The 26,457-nt window shown below is 66.7% G+C and carries 24 protein-coding genes; 9 read left to right on the top strand and 15 right to left on the bottom strand.

What is annotated here, in order from left to right; translation table 11 throughout:
- Positions 1-86 precede the first annotated feature (86 nt).
- On the top strand, positions 87-1,916 hold the full coding sequence (locus OKW76_RS13865; protein WP_265549440.1) for a DUF885 domain-containing protein: 1,830 nt from the start codon (positions 87-89) through the stop codon (positions 1,914-1,916).
- On the opposite strand, the gene OKW76_RS13860 is transcribed toward OKW76_RS13865, so the two are convergent.
- The 4 genes from OKW76_RS13860 to OKW76_RS13845 form a co-directional block, all read right to left on the bottom strand.
- A complete protein-coding gene (locus tag OKW76_RS13860; protein WP_265549439.1) occupies positions 1,913-2,896 on the bottom strand; it encodes a hypothetical protein in 984 nt (327 codons plus the stop codon). The two genes, OKW76_RS13865 and OKW76_RS13860, sit on opposite strands and share 4 nt — an antisense overlap.
- The gene (locus OKW76_RS13855) at positions 2,893-4,269 is read right to left on the bottom strand and encodes a glycosyl transferase family protein (protein ID WP_322740095.1); all 1,377 of its coding nucleotides are present in this window, start codon (positions 4,267-4,269) and stop codon (positions 2,893-2,895) included. Before OKW76_RS13855 ends, OKW76_RS13860 begins: the two co-directional genes overlap by 4 nt.
- Before the next feature lie 173 nt (positions 4,270-4,442).
- Positions 4,443-4,958, bottom strand: coding sequence for an RcnB family protein (locus tag OKW76_RS13850; protein ID WP_265549437.1), 516 nt, complete (start codon positions 4,956-4,958; stop codon positions 4,443-4,445).
- A gap of 122 nt (positions 4,959-5,080) precedes the next feature.
- Entirely contained in the window at positions 5,081-5,566 is a 486-nt protein-coding gene (locus OKW76_RS13845) for an outer membrane protein assembly factor BamE (protein WP_416221822.1), read from the bottom strand.
- A gap of 127 nt (positions 5,567-5,693) precedes the next feature.
- Here OKW76_RS13845 and OKW76_RS13840 point away from each other — a divergent pair, with 127 nt between their 5' ends.
- Together OKW76_RS13840 and OKW76_RS13835 are read left to right on the top strand one after the other, a co-directional pair.
- On the top strand, positions 5,694-6,206 hold the full coding sequence (locus tag OKW76_RS13840; protein WP_265549436.1) for a ubiquinol-cytochrome C chaperone family protein: 513 nt from the start codon (positions 5,694-5,696) through the stop codon (positions 6,204-6,206).
- On the top strand, positions 6,203-6,730 hold the full coding sequence (locus OKW76_RS13835; protein ID WP_265549435.1) for a YceD family protein: 528 nt from the start codon (positions 6,203-6,205) through the stop codon (positions 6,728-6,730). The genes OKW76_RS13840 and OKW76_RS13835 overlap by 4 nt, the downstream gene beginning before the upstream one ends.
- 9 nt (positions 6,731-6,739) lie before the next feature.
- Here the strand turns inward: OKW76_RS13835 and OKW76_RS13830 are convergent, their stop codons facing one another.
- The 8 genes from OKW76_RS13830 to OKW76_RS13795 form a co-directional block, all read right to left on the bottom strand.
- The gene (locus OKW76_RS13830; protein WP_416221821.1) at positions 6,740-8,326 is read right to left on the bottom strand and encodes a peptide chain release factor 3; all 1,587 of its coding nucleotides are present in this window, start codon (positions 8,324-8,326) and stop codon (positions 6,740-6,742) included.
- A gap of 74 nt (positions 8,327-8,400) precedes the next feature.
- Positions 8,401-9,285: an aldose 1-epimerase family protein gene (locus OKW76_RS13825; protein ID WP_265549434.1), complete on the bottom strand. Its 885-nt coding sequence runs from the start codon at positions 9,283-9,285 to the stop codon at positions 8,401-8,403.
- A gap of 365 nt (positions 9,286-9,650) precedes the next feature.
- A complete protein-coding gene (gene pheT, locus OKW76_RS13820) occupies positions 9,651-12,056 on the bottom strand; it encodes a phenylalanine--tRNA ligase subunit beta (protein ID WP_265549433.1) in 2,406 nt (801 codons plus the stop codon).
- Positions 12,053-13,156 carry a phenylalanine--tRNA ligase subunit alpha gene (gene pheS / locus OKW76_RS13815; RefSeq protein ID WP_265549432.1) on the bottom strand — a complete coding sequence of 368 codons (1,104 nt, stop codon included), beginning with the start codon at positions 13,154-13,156 and terminating at the stop codon, positions 12,053-12,055. Before pheS ends, pheT begins: the two co-directional genes overlap by 4 nt.
- A gap of 68 nt (positions 13,157-13,224) precedes the next feature.
- The gene (locus OKW76_RS13810) at positions 13,225-13,848 is read right to left on the bottom strand and encodes a LysE family translocator (protein WP_265549431.1); all 624 of its coding nucleotides are present in this window, start codon (positions 13,846-13,848) and stop codon (positions 13,225-13,227) included.
- A gap of 233 nt (positions 13,849-14,081) precedes the next feature.
- Positions 14,082-14,447 (bottom strand): 50S ribosomal protein L20, encoded by a 366-nt coding sequence (gene rplT / locus OKW76_RS13805; protein ID WP_033922591.1) that lies wholly within the window; start codon positions 14,445-14,447, stop codon positions 14,082-14,084.
- 13 nt (positions 14,448-14,460) lie between these two features.
- Positions 14,461-14,664, bottom strand: a complete 204-nt coding sequence (gene rpmI, locus OKW76_RS13800) for a 50S ribosomal protein L35 (RefSeq protein ID WP_256506457.1) — start codon at positions 14,662-14,664, stop codon at positions 14,461-14,463.
- 222 nt (positions 14,665-14,886) lie between these two features.
- The gene (locus OKW76_RS13795) at positions 14,887-15,684 is read right to left on the bottom strand and encodes an inositol monophosphatase family protein (protein WP_265549430.1); all 798 of its coding nucleotides are present in this window, start codon (positions 15,682-15,684) and stop codon (positions 14,887-14,889) included.
- 93 nt (positions 15,685-15,777) lie between these two features.
- On the opposite strand from OKW76_RS13795, the gene OKW76_RS13790 reads away from it, so the two are divergent.
- From OKW76_RS13790 to OKW76_RS13775, 4 genes are all read left to right on the top strand, one after another.
- The gene (locus tag OKW76_RS13790; RefSeq protein WP_265549429.1) at positions 15,778-16,836 is read left to right on the top strand and encodes a phospholipase A; all 1,059 of its coding nucleotides are present in this window, start codon (positions 15,778-15,780) and stop codon (positions 16,834-16,836) included.
- Positions 16,837-16,892: 56 nt separating this feature from the next.
- Complete coding sequence (locus tag OKW76_RS13785; RefSeq protein ID WP_265549428.1) at positions 16,893-17,429, top strand: peroxiredoxin; 537 nt, start codon at positions 16,893-16,895, stop codon at positions 17,427-17,429.
- A 123-nt stretch (positions 17,430-17,552) separates the two neighbouring features.
- Positions 17,553-18,602, top strand: coding sequence for a GGDEF domain-containing protein (locus OKW76_RS13780; RefSeq protein ID WP_265549427.1), 1,050 nt, complete (start codon positions 17,553-17,555; stop codon positions 18,600-18,602).
- A 410-nt stretch (positions 18,603-19,012) separates the two neighbouring features.
- The gene (locus OKW76_RS13775; protein WP_265549426.1) at positions 19,013-19,864 is read left to right on the top strand and encodes an SDR family oxidoreductase; all 852 of its coding nucleotides are present in this window, start codon (positions 19,013-19,015) and stop codon (positions 19,862-19,864) included.
- A gap of 9 nt (positions 19,865-19,873) precedes the next feature.
- Here OKW76_RS13775 and OKW76_RS13770 read toward each other — a convergent pair whose 3' ends face one another.
- Complete coding sequence (locus tag OKW76_RS13770; RefSeq protein WP_265549425.1) at positions 19,874-20,500, bottom strand: YbhB/YbcL family Raf kinase inhibitor-like protein; 627 nt, start codon at positions 20,498-20,500, stop codon at positions 19,874-19,876.
- A 14-nt stretch (positions 20,501-20,514) separates the two neighbouring features.
- Positions 20,515-21,189, bottom strand: coding sequence for a glutathione S-transferase family protein (locus tag OKW76_RS13765; RefSeq protein WP_265549424.1), 675 nt, complete (start codon positions 21,187-21,189; stop codon positions 20,515-20,517).
- A gap of 96 nt (positions 21,190-21,285) precedes the next feature.
- Here OKW76_RS13765 and OKW76_RS13760 point away from each other — a divergent pair, with 96 nt between their 5' ends.
- Together OKW76_RS13760 and OKW76_RS13755 are read left to right on the top strand one after the other, a co-directional pair.
- Complete coding sequence (locus OKW76_RS13760) at positions 21,286-21,540, top strand: type II toxin-antitoxin system VapB family antitoxin (protein WP_265549423.1); 255 nt, start codon at positions 21,286-21,288, stop codon at positions 21,538-21,540.
- Complete coding sequence (locus tag OKW76_RS13755) at positions 21,537-21,929, top strand: type II toxin-antitoxin system VapC family toxin (protein ID WP_265549422.1); 393 nt, start codon at positions 21,537-21,539, stop codon at positions 21,927-21,929. Before OKW76_RS13760 ends, OKW76_RS13755 begins: the two co-directional genes overlap by 4 nt.
- A gap of 1 nt (position 21,930) precedes the next feature.
- Here the strand turns inward: OKW76_RS13755 and gltB are convergent, their stop codons facing one another.
- Positions 21,931-26,451 (bottom strand): glutamate synthase large subunit, encoded by a 4,521-nt coding sequence (gene gltB, locus OKW76_RS13750; protein ID WP_265552984.1) that lies wholly within the window; start codon positions 26,449-26,451, stop codon positions 21,931-21,933.
- Positions 26,452-26,457: the final 6 nt, after the last annotated feature.

Here is a 26,457-nt window from a genome sequence, read left to right as displayed (position 1 = left end):
TATTTCGAAACGCATTGCCGCCGCCTGCCCCGCCGGTTAGCCTTGCCGCTTCCCCGGGCCGATCGCCCGCCAATCAAGGGCTATCCATGTCGCCTCGCCTGTTGCTGCCGTTGATCCTGCTTGTCCCCGGCTGCGCCGCGACCACGCCGCCGCAGGCCGTCTCTGCCCAGCCCGCCGCTGCTCCCGGTGCCAATGCCGAGGACGCGCGGCTGCTCGCCTTCCTCGACAGGGCGTTCGACGAGGCGGTCGCGCTCAGCCCCGAAACGCTCACCAGCTTCGGCAGCAAGACCGATTATGACAAGCTCGACGACTACACTTCCGCCGAGGGCGAACGCCGGATGGCGATGGCCGAAGCTACGCTTGCGGAAATGCGCCGCCAGTTCCGCCCCGATGCGCTGAGCGAAAGCGGACGCCTCAGCTACCGGCTGTTCGAGACCCAGGTCGAAAACCAGCGTCGCCAATATGCCTTTCGCGACTATAGCTTCCCCGTCTCGACCAATGGCAGCCCGGCAGGGTCGATCCCGGTCTTCCTGATCAACCAGCACAAGATCGCCAGCGTCGCCGATGCTCAAGCCTATATCGCGCGCATCGCCGAGACCGATCGCGTGATGGGCGAGGTTGCCGCGCACATGCGCATGCAGGCCGGCAAGGGGATCATCCCGCCCAAGATGGTGTTCGCCCCCGCGCGCGCCGACGCGCAGAAAGTCATCACCGGCGCGCCCTTCACCGCGGGCGAAGACAGCACCTTGCTCGCGGACTTCAGGAAGAAGGTAGCCGCGCTCGATGCGCCCGCCGCGACCAAGGCAAAGCTGGTCGCCGATGCCAGCGCCGCGCTCACCGGCCCGTTCAAGTCGGGCTTCACCACGCTGTTCGCCGCGCTCGACGAGATCGAGCCGCAAGCCAAGGGCAATGACGGCGCGTGGAGCCTGCCCAATGGCGAAGCCTATTACGCCGCCCGCCTTGCGCAGAACACCACTACCGCCATGAGCGCCGACGCCATTCACCAGGTCGGCCTTGCGCAGGTCGCGCGCATTCGTGCCGAGATGGAGGCGGTGAAGGACCGCGTCGGCTTCAAGGGCACGCTCGGCGGGTTCTTCGAGGACGTCCGCAGCAATCCACGCTTCAAATATGAGAATTCGGCTGCGGGTCGCGAGGTGTATCTGAACGACGCGCGCGCCGTGATCGCATCAATGATGGCCGCCGCCCCGCGCTATTTCCACACCTTGCCCAAGGCGGCGCTCGAAGTGCGCGCGGTCGAGGCTTGGCGGCAGGACACCGCCGCAGTCGCCTTCTACAACCGCCCCGCCCCCGACGGCTCGCGACCGGGCATATTCTACGTCAACCTCGCCGATATGGGGCAGGTGCAAAAGGTGCAGACCGCAGGGATCGCGGTCCATGAAGGCGCGCCCGGCCATCATTTCCAGATCGCCCGGCAGCAGGAACTGCCAGACATGCCCAAATTCCGCCGGCTCGGCGGCTACAGCGCCTATTCCGAAGGCTGGGGGCTCTATACCGAGCGGCTCGCCAAGGAGATGGGCGCGTATAGCGATCCCTATGACGAGTTCGGCATGCTCTCGCTCCAGATGTGGCGCGCGATCCGGCTGGTCACCGATACCGGGATGCATTCGAAGCGCTGGTCGCGCGAAAAGGCGATCGCCTATTTCCAAGAGAATTCGTCGCTGGCGCAGCGCGACATCGTCAAGGAGGTCGAGCGCTACATCAACAATCCGGGCCAGGCGACCAGCTACATGATCGGCCAGCTCAAGATCGCCGAGCTGCGCGCGCGATCGGAGAAGGCGCTGGGCAGCCGCTTCGACATTCGCGATTTCCACGAAGTGATCCTGGGCAATGGCGCGATGCCGCTCAACGTGCTCGAGGAGCAGGTCGACCGCTATATCGCCGCCAAGCGCGGCTAGAAATCGGTCCCCAGCGTGACGGCGAGGCCCGACCCCGGGGTGGCCTTGCCCGCCACGCGCTGGCGCCAATCGACCGACAGCCGCAACGATCGGCCTGCTACGGGCAATGCGATCGTTGCGGTCGGCCCCAGATCGAGCCGCTGGGCATCGCGCTGCGCCCCGCCCCAGGCACCGGCGCCGATTGTGACCCCGGGCAGGATCGGGCGCGTCAGTCGCAGCGCACCGTCGGCGAAACCCTCGATCGCGCGGCCGCGCGCCACCGCGCCGGCCTGGCCATAGCCTTCGACGATCAGCCCCGCCGCGATCGAGGTCGGCCCGACCCCGCCGACTGCGAACACCGCCTGCCCATCGGCGGTGCCGTCGATCCCGAAGCGCTGCTCAGCGATCATCGCGACATTGGCGCCGACCGGACGCCATTCGATGCCGAGCGCCGCTTCGCTCCCGCTCCCCCGCAACGGGGTCGCCACCCGCGCAGTTGCCGCAAACCTTCCCGTCTCGCCCAGCGCATAGCGCAATCGCACCCCCGCCTGCGATCCACCTAGCTGCCCGGCATCGGACAACGATCGCCCGCCGTCGCGTGCGACGAGCCAGGCGGTGCCGCTGAACCGCCCCTCCCCACGCGTGGCAGGCACGATCGACGGACGCGGTGACGGCGCCCAGCGTTCCTGACGGACGTCCGCGCCCATGAACGCCGGTGGCGAAGGCGACGTTGCGAGCATGAGGTTAGGCGGGTAAGGCAGGATGGATTCGGGCATCGCCTTTCCTATCGCGACAACCGGGACGGGCCGCGTTACCGAAATCACCACTCGCTCGACCACCGCCTCTCGCGCCATCACCGTCATCGCCGCAGGCGAAGCCTGCGCCACCAGCGACGGTGCCGCCATTTCTACCGCTTCGGGCAGCAGGAACGCCACGCGCAGCGCGATCCAGCCCCCCAGCACATAGCCGACGAACCACAAGGGCCGCCCGGCACTGCTCATCCCCCATCGCTTTCGGCGAGATCGGGGAAATGATGCCGCGTCTTGTCCCAGGTAAGCGCCTGCCCACGCAGGAGCCCGACATAGCGAAACAGCGCGCGCCTCGCCGCCAGCAGCGCGATCACGTTGCTGACGAACATCCGCGGCACCGACAGCATCGCCTCGATCCGCCCATAGGCAGCCCCCACGAACGCCATCCGCATCGCGGTGCGCCAGAGCAGCAGGCCGGCATTGACCGCCAGCAGCCAACGCAGCGCCGGCGACAGCGGATCGGGCGCGGTCCCGAACCACCAGTGCAGCCCCGCACCCAGCGCCCACCCCACCAGCGCGGCATAGGCCGCAAGCAACAACAGCAGCGCGATCAGCGCGCGGCGGTCGCGCATCCGCATCCAGTGATCTCCCAGGTCGAAGCGCCGCCCCCAACCAATCCGATCCCATCCGGCAAGCGCGATCCCCGTCATCCACCGCGCCTTTTGCCGAACCGCCGCATCGAGCCGCGCGGGGAAGTACGCGTGCACCGCGACCGGCGGACCGCCGGGCCGCTCGGCCACCCGCGCGAACACCGCGCGACCGCCCAGGCCCGCAACCGTCAGCCCGAGCTCGTAATCCTCGACCAAGCTCGTCGCGTCGAACGGCACCCCACCGCGCAACTCTGCGACCTTCGCCATCATCGGCCGGGAAATCGCGCACCCGACACCGGCGAGCGGCATCGCCGCGCCAAGCGCCTGTCGTACCAGCGCCTGTTTGGCGTGGAGTTCTGTGAATTCGTCCAGATAATGCCCCGACACGAAGCGCGAGCTACGATCGACCAGCGGCGACACCGGGATCTGCACGATATCCGCCCGGGCCAGAAAATGCGCATAGACCTGCAACTCGCCGGCATGCACCACATCCTCGGCATCGTGGAGCACGATCGCATCGACCATCCGGCCGTCGCGCGCTTCGTCGTCGAGCATCGCGCGCCACACTACGTTGAGGCAGTGCGCCTTGGTGGTCGGCCCCGGCAGCTCACCCACGACGAGCCGCACCCTTGGGTCACCTCCCGCCGCTGCCGTCACCGCGTCGATCGTCGCCCGGTCATTGGGATAGGTGCCGACATAGATCCGGTAATCGCCACGCCCGAAGCGCGCGAGCGCGGTGCGCACCATCCCGCCGATGACGTCCGATTCATCCCACGCGGCGACGAACACCGCGATCCGTATCGGCGGCGGGCGAAGCATTGCCAGGCTGAGCGGGGCGTCACCGCGTAATCGCAGCGCGATCAGGCGAATAGCGTACAGTATATCGACCAAAAGATCGTCTAGCCCGCCAATAGCGAAGCCAATCGCTGCGAAGAGCATCGCTTCGTGCGTGACTGTGTCGAGCACGCCGGTCACCAACGTCTGCCCGCCATAGCCCCGCCACCCCCGATTCGGGGATCATATTAGCTGGTTTACAAGGTGTTTACGCAACCAAGCCGGACTATTTCACCACCATTTCGGACACAACCTTACCCCGACCGGCATGAAGCCGGCCGGGGTTGGCCCACCTGTTGTAGTTGCTGCTTCGCTTAGAAGTAGAACCCGCGGATCGTGTCGATCACGATGCCCCGGCGGTAATCGACAAGCACCACGTCGTTATAGTGGCGCACCCAGCGCTGATTGCCCCGCACCGGGGGCAGGCGATAGCGCCACGGATCGTTGATCCAGTAACGCTGGCCGTAAAAGGCCGGCGCGATCCGCGCACCGGCGCGGAACTGGTTGTAACGGAACGGCGCATTCCAGTTGCCGCGTGCATACAGGTTGCGATTGGTGTTGCGATAGGTGCGCCAATCGTTGCGGCCATAGACCCGGTTGCGATCGCGAACGTCTTCGCGGACTTCCTGGCGCGCCTGGCGGACGTCACGGCGTTCGCGGCGGACATCGCGGCCATCGCCATAACGCCGCGCCTGGCGCAGGTCGCGGCGCTCTTCGCGCAAATCCTGGCGGCTTTCGCGCACTTCGCGCTGCGACTGCGCGCTGGCGGGTACGGCGATCGCCGGCATGGCGACGGCTGCCATCAGCGCGGTCAATACAAACTTACGCATTTGCGATCCTCCTTCGATCTTCGTCTAGGGGCGATTCGGCGAACCGCCCCCGATGCAGATGCTTTTGCAGGAGTTGCGCTGAACGATGCGCGAACGCGTTTGTCAGCGAACTGAAAGCAAGCCTAGTTGGGGCCGCCCGGACCGCCACCGCCCGCGCCCGGCGCGCCAACGGTGCCGATGTTGCCGAACAGCTCCTGGAAGAAGCTCTTGTCGCGGCCCAGCGTCGGCGTCTTCTTCTTCAGCGGATCGACCGAGGCAACTTGCTCGATCCCCATCCGATCAATGCTCGCGACATTGCCAGCTTCGTCGAAGCGGATGCGCAGTGTCGTTTGCTTGGCGGCTTCGGGGTTATTGAACGCCAGATTGCGGCTGTCGCGCGAGACATAATACCACTCGCCCTTGTCGAACTGTCCGGTCAGCGTCGGCTGGCCCAGCGTCTTGAGGACCGATTCGCGATTGTCGACGCCGGGCTGGACCGAGTTCACCAGATCGGGATCGATCACATAGCCCTGATGGCTGCGCAGCGGCGTACAGGCCGACAAAGCCACGCCGATCAACAGCAAGGGAAGGAAGACGCGGGTGCCGATCGGCGACATGGGGGGCAACATTCGTCGTGGCTCCTGAAACGCAAGCAAGCGATACTGCGCCAATGGATTGCATCGGCGGGCATTGCCCTCAATATGCCGGAGCGCCCGGCCAAACAAGGCCGCGCGCCGAACATGGACAAACCAGCCGATGGGCCTGCTGAACCGACTCTTCGGTCGCACCGAACCGCGCGAAGCCGCGACCTTGTACGATCAGGTGGTCGCAAGCGCGCGCGCCGAACATTGGTACCTCGCCGGCGGCGTACCCGACACCGTCGACGGGCGGTTCGACATGGTCGCCGCGGTGCTGGCAATGGTGCTGCTGCGGCTCGAGCAGGAGCAGCAGGAAGCCGGCCAATTGAGCGCGTCGCTCGCCGAATGCTTCATCGACGATATGGACGGCCAGCTGCGCCAGATCGGGATCGGCGACATCACCGTGGGCAAGCATATCGGCAAGATGATGGGGATGCTCGGCGGAAGGCTGGGCGCCTATCGTGACGGGCTGGCGGCGGGGTCGCTCGACGCCGCGCTGGTGCGCAACCTGTATCGCGGCGAGGCGCCCGCCCCGGCTGCACTGGCGCACACCGCCGAATCGCTGATGGCGATGCGCAGCGCGCTCATCGGCACCTCGATCGACACGCTGCGCGCCGGACGCCTGCCATGACCCCCGAATTCTCCCGCCCGCACCGCCTCGACCAGATCGGCACCGGCGAGAACCGGATCCATATCGAAGCCAGCGACACCGAGCGCGCGGCGCTCGCACGCCGGTTCGACCTGCAGGCGATCGACCGCCTCGTCGCCGACTATGCGCTCCGCCGCGATGCTGCTGGCGTCATCGTCGCCACCGGCACGCTCGAGGGCGCGGTGATCCAGTCGTGCATCGCCAGCGCCGCCCCGGTGCCTGCGTCGATCGCCGAAAGCTTCACGATCCGCTTCCTCCCCACCCCCGATGCCGACACCCCCGACGAAGTCGAACTCGACTCCGATGATTGCGACACCGTCTTCTATTCGGGCGGCGCGGTCGACCTGGGCGACGCCGCCGCAGAGACGCTGGCGCTCGCGCTCGATCCGTTCCCCCGCAGCCCCGCCGCCGAAGCCGCGCTGCGCGAAGCAGGCGTGCTGCGCGAGGAGGAGCTACGCCCGGTCACCGGCCTGTCGGGGCTGGCCGATCTGCTGAAGAAGGGCTGAGCCCAGCCTTCAGCGTTCGCGGGTCGCGGCGAACTTCACCGCGGGATAGCGTTCGGCGATGTAGTTCACCTCCCATGCCGATTTCGCGAGGAAGACCGGATTGTCGTCGCGATCCTTCGCCATCGACGTCCGGTTGAGCTCCATGAAGGTCTTGAGCTCGGCAGGATCGTCCGCCGACACCCAGCGCGCGGTGTCGAACGGCGCGGGCTCGAGGCCTGCCGCCACCTTATATTCGGCATCGAGCCGGCTGAGCAGCACTTCGAGCTGGAGCTGCCCGACCACGCCGATGATCCAGTTCGATCCGATCTCGGGGTAGAAGACCTGGGTCACCCCCTCTTCGGCCATGTCGTCGAGCGCCTTGCGAAGCTGCTTGGTCTTGGTGAAATCCTTGAGCTGAACCCGGCGCAGGATTTCAGGCGCGAAATTGGGCAGGCCGGTGAAGCGCACCCCCGGCTTTTCGCTCAGCGTATCGCCGACGCGAAGCACGCCGTGGTTGGGGATGCCGATGATGTCGCCCGGATAGGCCTCGTCGGCCAGTTCGCGTTCGCGGGCGAAGAACAGGATCGGCGAATGGATCGCGATCGGCTTGCCATGGCCGCTGGGGGTCAGCTTCATGCCGCGCTTGAAGACGCCCGAGCACAGCCGCATGAACGCGATCCGGTCGCGGTGGTTGGGGTCCATATTGGCCTGGACCTTGAAGATGAAGCCGGTGACTTCGCTGTCCGAAGGCTGCACCGGTGCGGGCTCGGCGGGCTGCGGGCGCGGACTGGGCGCATGACGCGCGATCGCGTCGATGAGCGAATCAACGCCGAATTCCTTGAGCGCCGATCCGAAATAGACCGGGGTCAGATCGCCCGCGCGATAGCGGTCGCCATCGAAATCGGCATAGCCAGCCACCGCCAGCTCGGCCTCCTCGCGCAGCCGATCGACGCCCTCGGGGCTGAGCGTGTTCGCGAGATCGGGATCGTCGAGCCCGCGATATTGCTCGACCTTGCCCTGGAATTCACGGCTGTCGCCCTCGGGCAATAACAAGCGGTTGTCGACGAGATCGAAAATTCCCTCGAACTGGCCGCCCATGCCGACCGGCCAGGTCATCGGGCACACGTCGAGCTGGAGCATGTCGGCGACTTCGTCGAGCAATTCGAACGGCGGGCGGCCCTCGCGATCGACCTTGTTGACGAAGGTGATGATCGGCACGCTGCGCAGGCGGCAGACTTCGAACAATTTGCGCGTCTGCGGCTCGATGCCCTTGGCGGCGTCGATCACCATCACCGCCGAATCGACCGCGGTCAGCGTGCGATAGGTATCCTCGCTGAAATCCTCATGCCCCGGCGTGTCGAGGAGGTTGAAGGTGATCCCCTGCCGCTCGAAGGTCATTACCGAAGAGGTGACCGAGATGCCGCGCTGCTGCTCGATCTTCATCCAGTCCGATCGCGCGCGCCGCGCCTGGCCGCGCGCCTTGACCTCACCGGCAAGATGGATCGCGCCGCCGAACAGCAGCAGCTTTTCGGTGAGCGTGGTCTTGCCCGCATCGGGATGCGAGATGATCGCGAAGGTACGGCGGTCTTGGGGGGTCAATTCTACTACTTTCGTCATGCCGGGCTTGATCCGGCATCCATGCGAGCCGGCGGCGGCGCGCATTGGGCTAGTGGCGTCGCATGGACCCCGGATCAAGTCCGGGGTGACGAATCCTGTTCCAGCGTGACCGCCATAGCCACCGCCCGCGTCTCGCCGGGTGCCAGCCGCATCATCCCCGGCTTGTCCCAGATTTCGCCGGTAAAGCCTTCGGGGTCGGCAATGCCGTGCCACGGCTCGACACAGACGAACGCGGCGCCGGGCCTGCTCCAGATGCCGAGCATCGGGGTGTCGGGGAAGTCGATCCGCAGTTGCGGGCCTTTAGCGGCACCATAGCGGACCGACTGGCTTTCGATCGATTCCCATACCAAGGCATCGACCGCGAAGAGGTCGTCGTTGAGCGCCAGCGTCCGCGCTTCGATCGGCGCGTCGCGATCGGCGGGGCCGATCAGGCCGCCGGCTACGATGCGGCTGAGTCTGCCGGGCTCGTCGCGCTCGAAGACGATCCGGTGATCGGCGCGGGCATGGCCATAAGGCAAAGGCCAGGCGAAGGCGGGGTGGAAGCCGATGCTCGCGGGCATGTCGGCATCGCCGCGGTTGGTGACCGTCACTGTGGTCGTCAGCGTCGCACCGGCGATTGCGTGGGTGACGTCGAGCGCGAAGGCGAAGGGATAGGCCTGGCGGGTGGCTTTGGTGTCGGTGAGCCGTAGCGTGACGCTTGCTGCGTCCTGCGACACGAGTTCGAAGGGCAGCTTTCGGGCAAGGCCGTGCTGGGGCAGCGCGTAGTGCTGGTCGCCGAGGCGGTAGGTGCCGCCGTTCAGCGCGCCGACGATCGGGAAGAGGATCGGGGCGTGGCCGGTCCAGAAGGCGGGATCGGCATCGGTCATCAGCTCGCGACCGGCGGGGTCGCGCAGGTGGGTGAGTTCGGCGCCAAGCGGGTTGATGATTGCGGAGAGCTGATCGGTGGCAATTGTAAACATCGGAGGCATCCTATCCTCCCTCTCCCGCGAGCGGGAGAGGGTTGCGCAGACTTGGTCTCGCTTCTTTAGCGAGGCCTAGTCGTAGCTGGGTGAGGGTGCAGCGGTCGCACTCGCGACCGCGCGGCGCGAGAGCGCCGCACCACCCTCATCCAACCTTCGCTAGGCCGCTTTGCGACCAAGCTTCGGTATCCTTCTCCCGCCAGCGGGAGAAGGATCAGCGATTCGGGTCGGAAGGCTACAAAAGCTACACTACGTACCCCCCGGATTCGCCCCTTCCGCGGCATGAAACGCGATTCCGGTGGAAGGTAGGAGCGGGTTCATGCGGCGACCCTATCAAGCCGGGGCCTTGTAGGACAGCGCGCGGGTCACCCCCGCAACACCGCCCCCAGCTTCGCCGCCGCCGCCACCACCTTGTCCGCCACCGCCTTCAGCTCGGCATCGGTGAAGCTCTTCTCGCCAGGCTGCAACGTCACCTCGACCGCCATCGAGCGTTCGACGCCCTCGTCGGTCGCGCGTTCGAACACGTCGAACACCCGCGCATCGACGATCGCCGCCTTGTCGGACCCCCGGATCGCGCGCACCAGATCGCCCGCCGCCAGCGCCGGCGACACGGTGAAGGCGAAGTCGCGAGTCACCGCCTGCAATGCGGGGGGCGCGAACGCCGGGCGCATGAAGCCGCTCGCGCGCTTGGGCGGCAGCGCGTCGAGGAACAGCTCGACCGCCGCGACGTCGCCGGCAATGTCGAACGCCTTGAGCACGCCCGGATGCAGCATCCCGAAGCGCGCCAGCACGGTCTTCGGCCCGAGCCGCAGCGTCGCCGACTGGCCGGGGTGCCAGGCATCGCCCGCCTCACCTCCTTCGACCGTGCTCAGGACAGGCATCACCTGCAGGTTCGCCACAGGCGCGCCTGCCGCCTCGAGCAACGCCAGCGCCTCGGCCTTGGCATCGAAGGCGTCGAAGCGCTGCGGCTTGCCCGCCTGCCAGCCGCGCGGTGTACGCTCGCCCGCCAGCACCAGCGTCAGCGTCGCGCGTTCGTCGGGTGCGCCTGCGGCGTCGGCGAGGTAGCGCCGCCCGACCTCGAACAAGCGGACGCTGCTCGCGCCGCGGCTGAGGTTGCGCTGCACCGCCGACAGCAGGCCGGGCAGCAGCGAGGGGCGCATGACCTTCATATCCTCGCTGATCGGGTTGGCGAGCGTCCATGCGCCGCCGCCGAACACCGCCGCTTGGGGCTCGGGGATGAAGCTCCACGTCACCGCCTCGTGCAGCCCGCGCGCCGCCGCCGAGCGGCGGACCTTGCGCTCGATCTTTTGCTCAGGGGTAGCGGTTGGGCGCGCGACGCCGTCGGGGCGTGGCAGCGGCACCGAGGGAACGCTGTCGATCCCTTCGATCCGCACCACTTCCTCGACCAGATCGGCGGGGCCATCGATGTCGCGCCGCCAGCTTGGCGGGGTTACCTGCCAATCGTCGGTGACCGCGAAGCCCAGCCGCGCCAGAATGTCGCGCTGGCGCTCGGGCGCGACCGACAGGCCGCCCAGCCGCTCCGCCAGCGCCGGATCATAGGCGAAGCTAGGCATCGCCAGCGGTGGCTCGCCCGCACGGGTGACACCGCTGGCGGTGCCGCCGCACAGGTCGAGCACCATCGCGCAAGCAATCGCCAGCCCGTCGTCGAGGAACGCCGGATCGACACCGCGCTCGAACCGCCCGCGCGCGTCCGAGGTGAGGTTGAGCTTCTGGCCGGTGCGGGCGATGGCCTCGGGGGTGAAATAGGCGCATTCGATCAGCACGTCGGTGGTGGTGTCGGACACGCCCGACTCCTCGCCGCCCATGATGCCGCCGATGTCGTGCACCTGCGCGTCGTCGGCGATGACGGTCATGCCCGCATCGAGCGCATAGGTCTTGCCGTTGAGCGCGAGCACCTGCTCGCCAGCCTGCGCGCGCCGCGCGACCAGCCCGCCCGACAGCTTGGCGCGGTCATAGACGTGCAGCGGACGGCCGAGATCGATCATCACATAATTGGTGATGTCGACCAGCGCCGAGATCGGCTTCTGGCCGATCGCCTTGAGCCGGCGCTGCATCCAATCGGGTGCGGCGCGGTTGACGACGCCCGCCACCGATTGCGCGTAGAAGGCGGGGCAGCCCTCGGCATCGTCGGTGCGGACATCGGGACCAGCGCCGGTGGTCGCGGGCGTGGGCACCGTGAACGGCTTGAGCGTCCCGAGCCCCGCCGCCGCCAGATCGCGCGCGATGCCGCGCACGCCCATGCAATCCTGGCGATTGGGGGTGATCGACACGTCGATCACCGGATCGTCGATCCCGGCATAATCGGGGAACGCCATGCCCACCGGCGCATCGGCGGGCAGTTCGATGATACCGTCATGGTCGTCGCCAAGCTCGAGCTCGCGCGACGAACACATCATGCCGTTCGATTCGACCCCGCGGATCGCCGACACCTTGAGCTGCATCCCGTTCGACGGCACCACCGCGCCGGGCAGCCCGAGCACGCCGATCATGCCGGCGCGCGCATTGGGGGCGCCGCACACCACCTGCAGCGGCGCGCCGTCGCCGGTATCGACCGACAGCACCTGCAACTTGTCGGCCTGCGGATGCCGCTCGGCGGTGAGCACGCGCGCGATGCGGAACGCCGCCAGCGCCTCGCCGGGATTCTCGACGCCTTCGACCTCGAGGCCGATCCGCGTCAGCGTGACCAGGATCGTGTCGAGCGATGCGTCGGTGTCGAGATGCTCGCGCAGCCAGCCAAGCGTAAACTTCATGCGCCGACTCCCCCGGCAATCGTGGGCACGTCGAGCGCGCCGAACCCGTAATGCTTCAGCCAGCGCAGATCGCCGTCGAAGAAGGCGCGCAGGTCATCCATGCCGTATTTGAGCATCGCCAGCCGATCGACCCCGGTGCCGAAGGCAAAGCCCTGCCATTCGTCGGGATCGAGCCCGCACGCGGCGATCACCTTGGGATGCACCATCCCGCTGCCCAGCACTTCCATCCAGCCGCCATTGGCGGCGTCGCCCGATCCGCCGATCACGCGCTTGCCCTTCTCGATCGTGTAGCCGACATCGACCTCGGCCGAGGGTTCGGTGAAGGGGAAATAGCTGGCGCGCAGCCGCAGCACGATGTCGTCGCGCTCGAAGAACGCCTTGAGGAAGGTCTCGAGCGTCCATTTCAGATGGCCGAGCGTGATGCCGCGATCGATCACCAGCCCCTCGATCTGGTGGAACATCGGGGTGTGCGTGGCATCGCTGTCGCTGCGATAGACGCGGCCCGGCGCGATGATGCGGATCGGCGGCTTTTGCTGTAGCATCGTGCGGATCTGCACCGGCGAGGTGTGCGTCCGCAGCAGCATCCGCTGGACGCCCCCCTCGCTGTTATCGTCGGGGAAATAGAAGGTATCGTGCATCGCGCGTGCGGGATGCGTCTCGGCGATGTTGAGCGCGGTGAAATTATGCCAATCGTCCTCGATCTCAGGCCCGGTCGCGACCGCGAAGCCGAGGTCGGCGAAGATTTCGGCGAGCTCGTCCATCACCTGGCTGACCGGATGCACGCTGCCGGGCGCGACGCCGCCGGCGGGCAGCGTCATGTCTAGCGTCTCGCTCGCCAGCCGGGCATCGAGCGCGGCGCGTTCGAGCGCGGCCTTGCGATCGGCGATTGCGGTCGTCACCGCTTCGCGCAGCGCCTGGATGCGGGGGCCTGCGGTCTGGCGCTCGTCGGGCGACATGCCGCCCAGCGTCTTGAGCAAGGCGGTGACATTGCCCTGTTTTCCCAGCGCCGCGACGCGCACCCCCTCGATCGCATCGAGGGTGTCGGCGGCGTCGATCGCGCCCAGCAGGTCGGATCGCAGTTGGTCGAGGTCGGTGGTCATGGCTTTCCGTTCACTGTGCTGATGGGCTCGAACCGCAGACGGGCGCTGAGGTCAAGCATTTGCGTCGATCAGATGCGGCTGCCGAGCAGCGCCGCGCCGAAGCCGATGAACAGCGCCCCCGTCACGCGGTTGAACAGCCGCTGGCGGTTGGCAGGTGCCAGCCAGCGCGCCAGCGAACGCCCGCCGGTGGCGTAGATGCCGAACCAAAAGGCCTCGATCACCATGAAGGTCGCGACCAGCACACCGAGCTGCGGCACGAACGGGCGGCCGACATCGATGAATTGCGGCAGCAGCGCCGCGGCGAAGACGATCAGCTTGGGGTTCGACAGCCCGGTGCCCAGGCCGGTGGCATACAGCACGCGCAGCGATCGGCGCGCCACCGGCACCGCCGCGCCCTCGCCCATGCCCACCGGCGCACGCCACGCCTTGATGCCGAGCCACAGCAGATAGGCGACCCCGGCATAGCGCAATGCATCGTACAGCCCCGGCGATGCCTTGAGCAGCGCGCCGAGCCCCAGCGCCGATGCGACCAGGTAGATCAGGTTCGCGGTCATCAGCCCCGCCATCGACGCCAGCGCGCGGCGCGGGCCGTGCTGGATGCTCTGGACCATGACGTGGAGCATGTTGGGCCCCGGCGTCGCCGAGATCACGAAGACCGCGGTGACGTAGAGCCACCAGGTGTGAAGTGCCATCTGCTTGCCTCCGCCTCGGTTTGAGTCAGGTACTCGCCCTATCCTCCCCCGCCAGGGGGAGGTGGCGCCGAAGGCGTCGGAGGGGGAGGTAAGCGACCAACCCGCGTCGGTGATACCTCCCCCTCCGTCACGCTTCGCGTGCCACCTCCCCCTGGCGGGGGAGGATCGCAAATGAAAAGGGGCGCCGGTGGCAAACCACCGACGCCCCAAATCATGTACTGCTGCAAACCGCTTTAGGCGGCCTGGGGCAGTGCCGCCTTCGCCTGCGCGATGATCGCGCTAAACGCTGCTTGCTCGTGCATCGCGATGTCGGCCAGGACCTTCCGGTCGAGTTCGACGCCCGCGAGCTTCAGCCCGTGCATGAACTGCGAATAGGTCAGGCCCTCGGCGCGGACGCCGGCGTTGATACGCTGGATCCACAGGCCGCGGAACGTGCGCTTCTTAACCTTGCGGTCGCGATACGCGTACTGGCCGGCCTTTTCGACTGCCTGGCGGGCGATGCGGATCGTGTTCTTGCGACGGCCATAATAGCCCTTCGCCTGATCGAGAATCCGCTTGTGCTTCGAGCGGGTGGTAACCCCGCGCTTTACTCTTGCCATCTATCGGGCTCCCTTACTTCAGGCCGTACGGCGCCCACAGGCGCACGTGACCGGCATCCGAATCAGAGACGACCGAGGTCCCGCGATTCTGGCGAATATATTTGGAATTGTGGCTCATCAGACGGTGACGCTTGCCAGCGACGCCGTGCTTGATCTTGCCGGTAGCGGTGAACTTGAAGCGCTTCTTCACACCGCTCTTGGTCTTCATCTTGGGCATTTTCGTCTCCTTGGGTCGACGATCGCGAATCGCCATGGCAGCCCACACTGGCCAGGCGGTTCCTTCGAAATGATCGCGGAAGCGCGAGCGGTTAGCCGATGGCCGGGAAGAATGCAACGGCCACCGCTGCCGTTCGCACTGAGCTTGTCGAAGTGCCGTCCTTCCTTCGAACTGCAGCAAGAAGAACGGTGCTTCGACAGGCTCAGCACGAACGGGGAAAGGTCAGTGGTTTCCGCGGCACCCCAGCGCGTCGAGAATGTCGTCGATCCGTGCCGGATCGCCCGCCGCGATCACTTCGCCGACCGACCCCTTGTGCAGCGGATCGCCCGCCCAATCGCACATCCGCCCGCCCGCACCCTCGACCACCGGCACCAAGGCGGCGAAGTCGTGCAGCTTCAGCCCCGCCTCGACCACCACGTCGAGATGCCCCGAGGCCAGGCAGCCATAATTATAGCAGTCGCCGCCGAGCACCGTGCTCTGCGTCTCGGCCTCGAGATGCTCGAAGGCGTGCAACTGGCCGTCGTCGAACAGCGCGGGCGAGGTCGTTGCCAGCAATGCCTGGCCGAGCTCGCGGCATATCCGCGTCTTGGCGGGCACGCCGTTGAGCGTCGTGCCGCGCCCGACGACGCCGACCCAGCGCTCGTGGATGATCGGCTGGTCGATCACGCCGAGCACCGGCCAATCGTCGACCAGCAAGGCGATCAGCGTCCCGAAGATCGGCCGGCCCGAGATGAACGCGCGCGTCCCGTCGATCGGATCGAGCACCCAGGTCCGGTTGCTGCTGCCCGCGCGGGCCGCTTCCTCCTCGCCGACGATCGCGTCCATCGGCTGCTCGGCGATGATCAACCGACGCATCGCCGCCTCGGCGGCCTTGTCGGCGAGCGTCACCGGCGAGGCGTCGTCCTTGACCTCAAGGCCGTACGCGGCGCGATAAAAGGGGCGGATCGCCGCGCCTGCGGCATCGGCGAGGCGGCCGGCGAGATCGATATCGGCTTGGGATACTGGGGGGGATATTGGCATCGCCTCCCCCTAGTGCGCGCACCCGGCCAAGGCCAGCCGATCGCGCATAATTCGGACTCGCGCCTGTCACATCGCGATGCCATGAGAATCGCCATGCGCCTCGCTTTCGCTACTGCAGCCCTGTCCTGCCTCGCCGCTCCCGCCGCCGCGCAGCTCCGCCCCGTCGCCGATCAACCCACCTCGGCCGACGCCGCGCAGGCGGGGGTCGATGTCCTGTTCGTCAACGACGGCAATGCCGCCGCCGATCCGCAACCGCCCGAGACGATCGAGGTCACCGCCGCCGACGGCACACGGCTGCGGCTGCAGCGCGACCAGGCCGCGGTGCCCTTCGTCGCGGCGGGGGGCTTCACCCGGCTGCGCTACCGCCCCGCGCCGCGCGAGCTTGCCGAGGCAGCGCCCGTCACGACGGAGCGACAGGACGCGGTCGAAGCGTCGCGCGAGACCGTCGCGCTCGGATCGACGGGCACCGGATCGGCGATCCTCGACCGCTTCGCCCCCTATCGCCCGGTCTATGGCGCGTTCGGCGCCGGCGATTCGGGCGCCAAGCTGCAGCTGAGCTTCGCGTTCCAGCCGTTCGAGACCAATGGCGCGCTCAACGGGCTCCGGCTCGCCTGGACGCAGACGATGTTCTGGCGGATCGACCTGCCCTCGGGCCCGTTCCGATCGACCAACTACAGCCCCGAAATCTTCTACGAAGTCCCGCTGGCACAGGATACGGTCGCCGCGGTCGGCTATGCGCATGATTCGAACGGGCGCGGCGCGGTCGGCTCGATCGACGTCAACCGCATCTATGCCCGCGTCGCGCACCGCTTCGACCTTGGCGACCGCTGGTATGCCGAAGTCGCGCCGCAAGCATGGTTCTATGTCGGCGCGCGCGGGATGAGCCGCGATCTCGACCGCTATTGGGGCTATACCGCGCTGGGGGCCAGCATCGGCCAGGTCGACGGGGTCAAACTGGCGCTCACCGCGCGCGGCAATCCCGGCACCGGCAAGGGCGCCGCCGAATTATCCGCCTCCTATCCGCTGGCGCGCGTCGGCGGGGGCCTGGGCATCTATCTGTTCGGACAGGGCTTTACCGGCTTTGGCGAAGCGCTCGACGACTATCGCCTGCGCGACACCCATGCCCGGCTCGGAATCGCGCTCACCCGCTGATCGACTCGCGCGCCGGCGCGCGCTAGCCTCGGTTACGACATCCCGGGAGAACCATCATGCGCGCAGCCTCGATCCTTGCCGTCCTTGCCCTGACGCTCGCCATGCCGGCCTCGGCCGCGCTCGCCCCCGGCGCCCGCGCGCCCGATTTCGCGACCAAGGGCGCGATGGCGGGCAAGGTCTTCAACCTGCGGCTGTCGCAACAGCTCAAGCGCGGGCCGGTGGTGCTGTATTTCTTCCCCGCGGCCTTCACCTCGGGCTGCAATGCCGAGGCCAAGGCGTTCGCCGACGCGGTCGTCGATTTCAAGGCGGCGGGCGCGACGGTGATCGGCATGTCGGCCGATGCCATCCCGCAGCTGCAGAAATTCTCGACCGAGTTGTGCGCAGGCAAGTTCGCGGTCGCCACCGCGACCCCGGCGATGCTCAAGGGCTATGACGTCGAACTCAAGCGCCCCGGCGGCGCGGCGATCAGCAACCGCACCAGCTATGTCATCGGCCAAGACGGTCGAATTGCTTTTGCGCACAGCGACATGAGCCCGGTCGATCACGTTCGCACCACTTTGGCTGCAGTACGCAAGCTCAAGGCCGCGCGCTGAGAATATTGTCCTATGTTCAGGGGGTTGCTTAGGCAATATTAGTACAATGCCGGTATCGCCCGATGACCCAACGGTCGTCACAGACCGCTGGCATCTGGCCGACTGACGAGGAACCCCAAACGCATGCCGCCGGCATCCGCCCAACGAAGCGACGCGATATCGGCTGCTGCTCGCGAGGTGTTCGACCGCGTCGGGACGTTTCTGTCCGATCAGCGTCTCGACCCGACGCCGCTGAATTACGCCTTCGCGTATCACGTCGTCACCGATCCGCAGGGCGTGCTTGCCGGCGCGGTCGCGTCGCTCACCGATGGCGGAGTGCGACTGACCCAACGCGACATCGAATCGTTGGGGGTCCAAATCAGCGCCGATCGGGTCGCGCCGGCCCATGCAGGAACCCACGATTCCGCGGCGCTGGCGGCGCAAACCGAAAACCAGGTCGCGGGGTTCATCGACATCGTCGAGACGGTGCAGTGCGAGACCCGCGATTTCGGCCGCGACCTGGCCGCCAGCGTCGATGCGATCGGGCGATCGACCGACGGCGAGACGATCGGGTTCCTCGACGATGTGAACCAGATCACCGCGACGATGATCGGCCGCGTCCACGCCGCCGAACGCCGGCTCGATCATGCGCACAAGGAGACGCAGGAGTTGCGGCGGATGCTCGAACAGGCGCGCGGCGACGCGCTGCGCGATCCGCTGACCGGGCTGCCCAACCGCCGCGCCTTCGAAGCCGCGTTCGCGCAGGTGCTCGCCGAGGGTCGCAGCGCCTGCATCGCGATCTGCGACGTCGATCATTTCAAGGCGGTCAATGATCGCTTCGGCCATGCCGTCGGCGACCGGGTACTGCGCGCGATCGGCCAGACGCTCGAACAGACGTGCAGCGGCCATCTGGTCGCGCGCTATGGCGGCGAGGAATTCGCGTTGCTCATTTACGGGCCGCTGGACGACGGGATCGCGACGGTCGATGCCGCTCGGCTCGAGGTAGCGCGAAAGCGCTATCGCCTGCGCGAATCCGACGCGCCACTGGGCGAGATAACGATCTCGGTGGGGGTAACCCCGCTGACGCGCGACGACCGCGCCGCCGACGCATTCCAGCGCGCCGATCGCTTGCTATACGCCGCCAAAGACGCCGGGCGGAACCAGGTGCTGACGGATAGCAATCTTCGCGACTGATTGGCCAATTACACCGACGAATATTGTCGACAATTCCCAACTCAACGCGGAGGCGCGCCGATTTCGGCAGTTTTCTGCCACTCGCGTGAATTGGCACGAGCCGTGCAAAGCTCTTGGCATCGGCAGCCGGATGGTCCGGACAAGCCGAAATCAGGGAGTTTTCACCATGTCGCTTCGTTTCGAAACCATCCAGCGCTCGGCCATCTCGTTCGTCGGCGCGGTCCTGTTCACCGCGATGCTGGTCGCAGCATCGGCACCCTCGGTCCCGATCGTTTGAGCGTGACCGAAACTTTCTGCCCCAAATATCGCTTCGCGCGCCGGTAGGCTCAACAGGGCCGCCGGCGCTGCAGGCCCCAAGGAACGTCGCTCGCGCTCACCGGTTGACCCCCTCGAAACCGAGGAGTTCGACGATGAGTGCCACGATCCCGATGATCCACGAAGACGCGCTGCCAGGCCATGAAAGCGCGCTCGACCCCAAGCCGCAATGGGAACCGCGCTACCCCGGATCGGGCCGGCTTTCGGGCAAGGTTGCGATCATCACCGGGGCGGATAGCGGCATCGGCCGCGCGGTCGCCGCGCTCTATGCGCGCGAAGGCGCCGATATCGCGATCCTGTATCTCAATGAGCATGACGATGCCGAGGAAACCGCGCGCATCGTCCGCCACGAGGGCCGCCGCGCGCTGACGATCGCGGGGGACGTTGGCGACAAGGCGTTCTGCGAGGAAGCCGTTGCGCGGGTCTACTCGACCTTCGATCGCATCGACATCCTGGTGAACAATGCCGGCGAGCAGCATCCCGACAAGGATATCGTCGACATCACCGAGCAGCAGCTTCGCCGCACCTTCCAGACCAATATCTTCGGCATGTTCTTCATGGTGCAGGCAGCGCGCCCGCATCTGCAGGCGGGCGCGGCGATCGTGAACTGCACGTCGGTGACGATGTACAATGGCGCCAAGAATCTGCTCGACTATTCGGCGACCAAGGGCGCGATCACCGCCTTCACGCGCAGCCTGTCGGAGAATCTGATCGGCGATGGCATCCGCGTCAACGCGGTGGCACCGGGGCCGATCTGGACCCCGCTCAACCCGTTCGGCGGCGCCGATCCCGAAAAGCTCAAGACCTTCGGCGAGAAGACCCCGATCGGTCGCCCCGGCCAGCCCAACGAAGTCGCGCCGAGCTTCCTGTTCCTGGCGTGCGAGGATTCGAGCTACATGTCGGGACAGGTGCTGCACCCCAATGGCGGGATGATCGTGGGCGGCTGAGCCGCGCCCTCATGCGGCGGCGGGGACGGCCTTGCCCACCAAGCCGGTGGGCTGGGCCTCACCGCGCGAATAGGTGCCGGTCAGCAGCCCCGCCGCGAGCACCCGGCCGCGCATCGCCTTGAGCATCGCCCCCCGATTGGGGTTTTCCTTGAGGTCAGGCCCCTCCGCCAGCGCGAAGAGCTGGAAGGCATAATGGTGGACGCCATGCCCGGTCGGCGGGTCGGGCGGCAGCCAGCCTTCGGCGAAATAGCTGTTGCGCCCGACATCGCTGCCGTCGGCGGCGTCGCGGCGCTTGTCGGCGACGATCGCGCCTTCCTTGAGCTCGCCATCGCCGACGGGCAGATCCCACACCACCGCATGCACCAGCGGCGACGGGGTCGGCGCGTCGGCATCCTCGACCAGCAGTGCCAGCCGCACCGCGCCCTCGGGCACGTCGGTCCAGAAGAGCGGCGGCGACACGCCCTCGCCATCGGCGGTGAAGCGCTCGGGCAGCCGCGCGCCATTGGCGAAGGCGGGGCTCGCCAGCCGGATCGATTCGAAGCTGCCGAGTTCGGATTGCGCGATCGCCAGCTTGTCCTGGCCCGCGCGCAGGCCGCTCAGCGCCTTGCCGAGCCAGCGGGGAACATGTTCGAGCATCGCCCTTTCCCTCCTTACAGGTCGAGTTTCTCGTAATCGGCGTGCGGGCTCACGACTTCCATCCGCTCGGCGAGCAGCGGGCGAAAGCTCGGGCGGCTCTTCATGCCGACATACCAGCGCTTGGTCTGTTCGTGGCTCTTCCAGTCGATCCCGCCCAGATAATCGGCGATCGAAATCTGCGCCGCCGCCGCGAGGTCGGCGAGGCTGATCGTCGACCCGGCGATCCATTTGCGATGGTCGAGCAGGTAATCGATATAATCGAGGTGCGAGACCGCGGCCTTCATCGCCTCACGCAGCCGCCCGGCATCGGGCGATTCGCGCAGTACCAGCCGCTTTTCCATCCGCTCCTTGAGCAGGGGCGCGGTGATGTCGCGATAAAATTGGGTGTCGAACCAGGTCACCAGCCGGCGGATTTCGGCGCGGTCGGCGGCGGTGCCGTTGATCATCGCGGCCTTTTCGACGGTCTCTTCGAAATATTCGCAGATCGCCATCGAATCGATCATCGGCCGGCCCGGGCGGTCGCTATGCACCATCACCGGGGTCTGCCCGGCGGGGTTCATGTCGAGAAACTCGTCGCGCCGCAGCCAGGGCGATTCGCGCACCGGATCATAGCCCACGCCCTTCTCAGCGAGCAGGAGGCGCACCTTGCGCGAAAAGGGACACAAGGGGAATTGGTAGAGTTGCCACATGCGCGGCAGTGTTAGGCTTGCCGCACGACGGGGGGAAGATTGTTTCCACGACGACGGCAATCTATATTGGTGGCAGAAAATCTAGAAGGAACGATCGTGGCCCTCAGCATCAAGGACGAAGCCACCGATCGCATGGTTCGGCACTACGCAAAGCTGAAGGGGCTCACCTACACAAGCGCTATCCGCGTTGCCGTGACCGACGCATTGCGTCGCGAGAACGCGTTGCCCGATGAGGAAAGCTTCGTTGAGCGAATGCGGAAAGTTCAAGACCTCGTCGCCGCACACCCGATTTTGGATGGTCGGAGCGCTGACGAGATCATCGGCTACGATGAGCACGGCTTGCCCGGGTGATCGCGATCGATACGTCCGCGATCCTCGCCATTGTTCTACGCGAGCCGGAAGCCGAGACCTTTGGCGCGCTCATACAGGCGCATAGGCGGGTATTTATCGGTGCGCCGACTTTATTCGAGTTGCGCATGGTGACGCTGGGCAAGTTTCCCGAACCGGTTAGGGCGGCAGTAGATGCGCTGGCGCTTGCGGCACCGATCGAAACCATCGCCTTCACGGCTGAGCATCATCTTGTGGCGCTCGATGCGTTCGACCGATACGGCAAAGGCAGGCACCCTGCGTCGCTGAATATGGGTGACTGCCTATCCTATGCCATTGCGAAAATCGCGGATTGCCCCCTGCTTTTCAAAGGGAACGACTTCGGTCTGACCGACATTGCCCGAGTAGCCTGAACTACTCCGCCGCCACCAGTTCGGGGGCGCTGCGGTCGTCGATCGGCACTGCGAGCCGCTCGAGCATTTCCTTGGGCACCACTTGCCAGAAATGCCCGCGCACCCGGTCCCAATCGTCGAGCAGCCCGCCCGACCATTTGCTGTCGGTCGCATCGTGATGCGCGGCGATCAGGTCGCGCAGCACGCCCTCCCAATGCGCCGATGACAGGCGATTCCACACGATACTCTCGGGGTTCGCGCGCGCGGCGAAGCTGGCGTCGGGGTCGTAGATGAACGCCATTCCCCCGGTCATGCCCGCCCCGAAATTATGGCCGACCTTGCCGAGCACCACGGCGATGCCGCCGGTCATATATTCACAGCCATTCGCGCCGCATCCTTCGACTACCACTTCGGCCCCCGAATTGCGCACCGCGAACCGCTCGCCCGCCTGCCCCGCCGCCAGCAACCGCCCGCTGGTCGCGCCGTACAGCACGGTATTTCCGAGGATCGTGTTGTCTTGGGATGCAAGCGGCGACGACACCATCGGTCGCACCACGATGCGCCCGCCCGACAGCCCCTTGCCGACATAGTCGTTGGCGTCGCCGAACACTTCGAGCGTCACGCCCTTGCACAGGAACGCGCCCAGCGACTGGCCCGCGCTGCCGCGCAGCCGGACATGGACATGCCCATCGGCCAGCTTCGACATGCCGAAGGTGCGGGTGATCTCGCTCGACAGCCGGGTGCCGACCGCGCGGTGCGTGTTGCGCACCGAATAGGTCAACTGCATCTTCTCCCCGCGCGAGAAGACTGCGGCCGCATCCTTGATCATCTGCGCATCAAGGCTGTCGGGCACCGCGTTGCGGAAGGTGCTGAGGCTGAAGCGCCGCTCCGCATCGGTAGCGTCGACCTTGGCGAGGATCGGGTTGAGGTCGAGATCGTCGAGATGCTCGGCCCCGCGGCTCACCTGGCGCAGGAATTCGGTGCGCCCGACCAGATCGTTGAGCGTCTTGACCCCCAGCCGCGCGAGGATTTCGCGCACTTCCTCGGCAATAAAGGTCATCAGGTTGATGACCTTTTCGGGCGTGCCGGTGAACTTGGCGCGCATCTTCTCATCCTGCGTGCACACGCCAACCGGGCAGGTGTTCGAATGGCACTGGCGCACCATGATGCAGCCCATAGCTACCAGGCTCAATGTACCGATGCCGAATTCCTCGGCGCCCAGGATCGCCGCGATCACGATGTCGCGCCCGGTCTTCAGGCCGCCATCGGTGCGTAGCGTCACCCGCCCGCGCAGATTGTTCAGCGTCAGCGTCTGGTTGACCTCGCTCAAGCCCATTTCCCACGGCGTGCCGGCATATTTGATGCTGGTCTGCGGGGACGCGCCGGTGCCACCGACATGGCCGGCGATCAGGATGACGTCGGCATGCGCCTTGGCCACGCCCGCCGCGACGGTGCCGATGCCCGCCGACGACACCAGCTTCACGCACACCCGCGCGCGCGGATTGATCTGCTTGAGGTCGTAAATGAGCTGCGCGAGATCCTCGATCGAATAAATGTCGTGGTGCGGCGGCGGGCTGATCAGCGTCACCCCCGGCGTCGCGTGGCGAAGCTTGGCGATGAACTCGGTCACCTTGAAGCCGGGCAATTGCCCGCCCTCGCCGGGCTTGGCACCCTGCGCCACCTTGATCTCGATCTCGTCGCAGGCGTTGAGATATTCGGCGGTCACGCCGAAGCGCCCGCTGGCGATCTGCTTGACCCCCGAATTGGCGTTGTCGCCATTGGCATAGGGGGTGTAGCGCAGCTTGTCCTCGCCGCCCTCGCCCGACACCGCCTTGGCACCGATGCGGTTCATCGCGATCGCCAGCGTCTCGTGCGCCTCGGGGCTGAGCGCGCCCAACGACATGCCCGGCGTGACGAAGCGCTTGCGGATCTCGGTGATCGCCTCGACCTGCTCGATCGCGATTCCCTCGCGCGGGAAGTTGAACTCGAGCAGGTCGCGCAGATACACCGGCGGCAAATCGCGCACCCCGCGCGAGAACTGCATATAGGTCGAGAAGCTGTCGTTGCCGACCGCGGTCTGCAGCAGGTGCATCAGCTGCGCCGAATAGGCATGCGTCTCGCCCGAATGGCGCTGGCGATAGAAGCCGCCGATCGGCAGCGTCGTCACCGCGCGATCGAACGCCGCTTCGTGCCGCTCGGTCGCGTTGACGTAGAGCGAGGCATAGCCCTCGCCCGAGATCTTGGCGGGCATGCCGGGGAACAGATCGGCGACCAGCGCGCGGCTCAAGCCCACCGCTTCGAAATTATAGCCGCCGCGATAGCTGGAGATCACCGCGATCCCCATCTTCGACATGATCTTGAGCAGCCCCTCGTCGATCGCGGTGCGATGCCGCGCGAGGCACTGGTCGAGCGACAGGTCGCCGAACAGCCCGCGTGCCTGGCGGTCGGCGATCGCGGCTTCGGTGAGATAGGCGTTCACCGTCGTCGCGCCGACACCGATCAGCACCGCATAATAATGCGTGTCGAGGCATTCGGAGACGCGGACGTTGACGCTGGCATAGGAGCGCAAGCCCCGCCGGACGAGATGCGTATGCACCGCCGCGGTCGCGAGCACGCCGGGGATCGCCACGCGATCCTCGCACACCGCCTCGTCGGTCAGGAACAATTCGGTCTTGCCCTCGCGCACCGCCTGTTCGGCCTGCGCACGGATGCTGGCGATCGCGGTGCGCAGCGAATCGGGGCCGCTGGCGGGCGAGAAGGTGCAGTCGATCGTCGCCGACAGCCCGCCGAAATGCGCCTTCAGCCGATCCCATTCGGCGCAGGTGAGCACCGGCGATTCGAGCACCAGCACGCGCCCGCGCGCCGCCTCGACATCGAGGATGTTGGCGAGATTGCCGAACCGCGTCTTGAGCGACATCACATAGCGTTCGCGCAACGGGTCGATCGGCGGGTTGGTGACCTGGCTGAAATTCTGGCGGAAGAAATGGCTGATCAGACGCGGCTTGTCGCTGATCACCGCGAGCGGGGTATCGTCGCCCATCGAGCCGATCGCTTCCTTGCTCATCTCGACCATCGGCGCGAGGATGAGCTCCATGTCCTCGAGCGTCTGGCCCGCCGCCACCTGCCGCCGCGCCAGTTCGGCGCGATCGTAGCGGCAGGTGCTGGCCGGAACGTCGGGCAGGTCTTCGATCGAGAGATAGCCGCCGATCATCTCGGCATAGTCATGCTCGGCGGCGATCCGGTCCTTGATCTCGCGATCGTGGAACAGCACGCCGGCGTCGAGGTCGACCGCGATCATCTCGCCCGGCCCAAGCCGGCCCTTTTCGAGCACCGAGGATTCGGGCACCGGCACCATGCCCGTCTCCGATCCGACGATCAGCAACCCGTCCGACGTGCGCGTGTAGCGCAGCGGGCGCAGTGCGTTCCGGTCGAGCCCCGCCACCGCCCAGCGTCCATCGGTCATCGCCAGCGCAGCGGGGCCGTCCCACGGCTCCATCACGCTCGCGAGATACGAATACATATCGGCATGCGCGGTTGGCAGGTCGCTGCGGCCCTGCCAGGCCTCGGGCACCAGCATCAGCTTGGCGGTGGGCGCGTCGCGGCCCGAGCGGCAGATCGCCTCGAACGTCGCGTCGAGCGCGGCCGTGTCCGACGCGCCCGCCGGGATCACCGGCTTGATGTCTTCCGAATGCTCGCCGAACGCGATGCTCGCCATCTTGATCTCGTGGCTGAGCATCCAGTTCTTGTTGCCGCGGATCGTGTTGATCTCGCCATTGTGCGCCAGGCAGCGGAAGGGCTGCGCCAGCCACCATTGCGGGAAGGTGTTGGTCGAATAACGCTGATGGAAGATTGCGACCCGGCTCTCGAAGCGCTCGTCGAGCAGGTCGGGGTAGAAGAGCGACAGGCTCTCGGCGAGGAACAGCCCCTTGTAGATGATCGAGCGGCAGCTGAGCGAGCAGATGTAGAAGCCGCTGATCTGCGCGGCGATCACCTGCCGCTCGATCCGCCGGCGGACCAGGTACAGGTTCTTCTCAAACTCGGCGGCGTCAGCCTCGTCGGGCATCGGGCCGGCGATCATGATCTGCTCGATCTCGGGCCGGGTCGCCTGCGCCTTCATGCCGATCACCGACACATCGACGGGCACCTGCCGCCAGCCATAGATGGTGTAGCCGGCATCGATGATGACGCTCTCGACGATCGTGCGGCAGGTTTCCTGCGCACCGAGATCGGTGCGCGGCAGGAAGATCATGCCCACCGCCAGCCGGTTGGGCCGCACCTTGTGCCCCGAGGCGACGACGGCGTCGTCGAAGAAGCGCAGCGGCAGATCGACATGCACGCCCGCGCCATCGCCGGTCATGCCATCGGCATCGACCGCGCCGCGATGCCACACCGCTTTCAGCGCATCGATCGCCGACTGGACGACGCGGCGCGATGGCTTGCCATCGGTGGCGGCGACGAGCCCGACGCCGCAGGCATCGCCTTCATATTCGGGGCGATACATACCGTGTTCGGCCAGGCGGAGGCGTTCGGTTTCGTTGGTCATCATTCG

Source organism: Sphingomonas sp. S1-29 (assembly GCF_026167545.1).
Lineage (GTDB): Bacteria > Pseudomonadota > Alphaproteobacteria > Sphingomonadales > Sphingomonadaceae > Sphingomonas.
The sequence above is the reverse complement of the archived record's forward strand: the minus strand, read 5'-3'. Positions and strand labels throughout refer to the sequence as shown.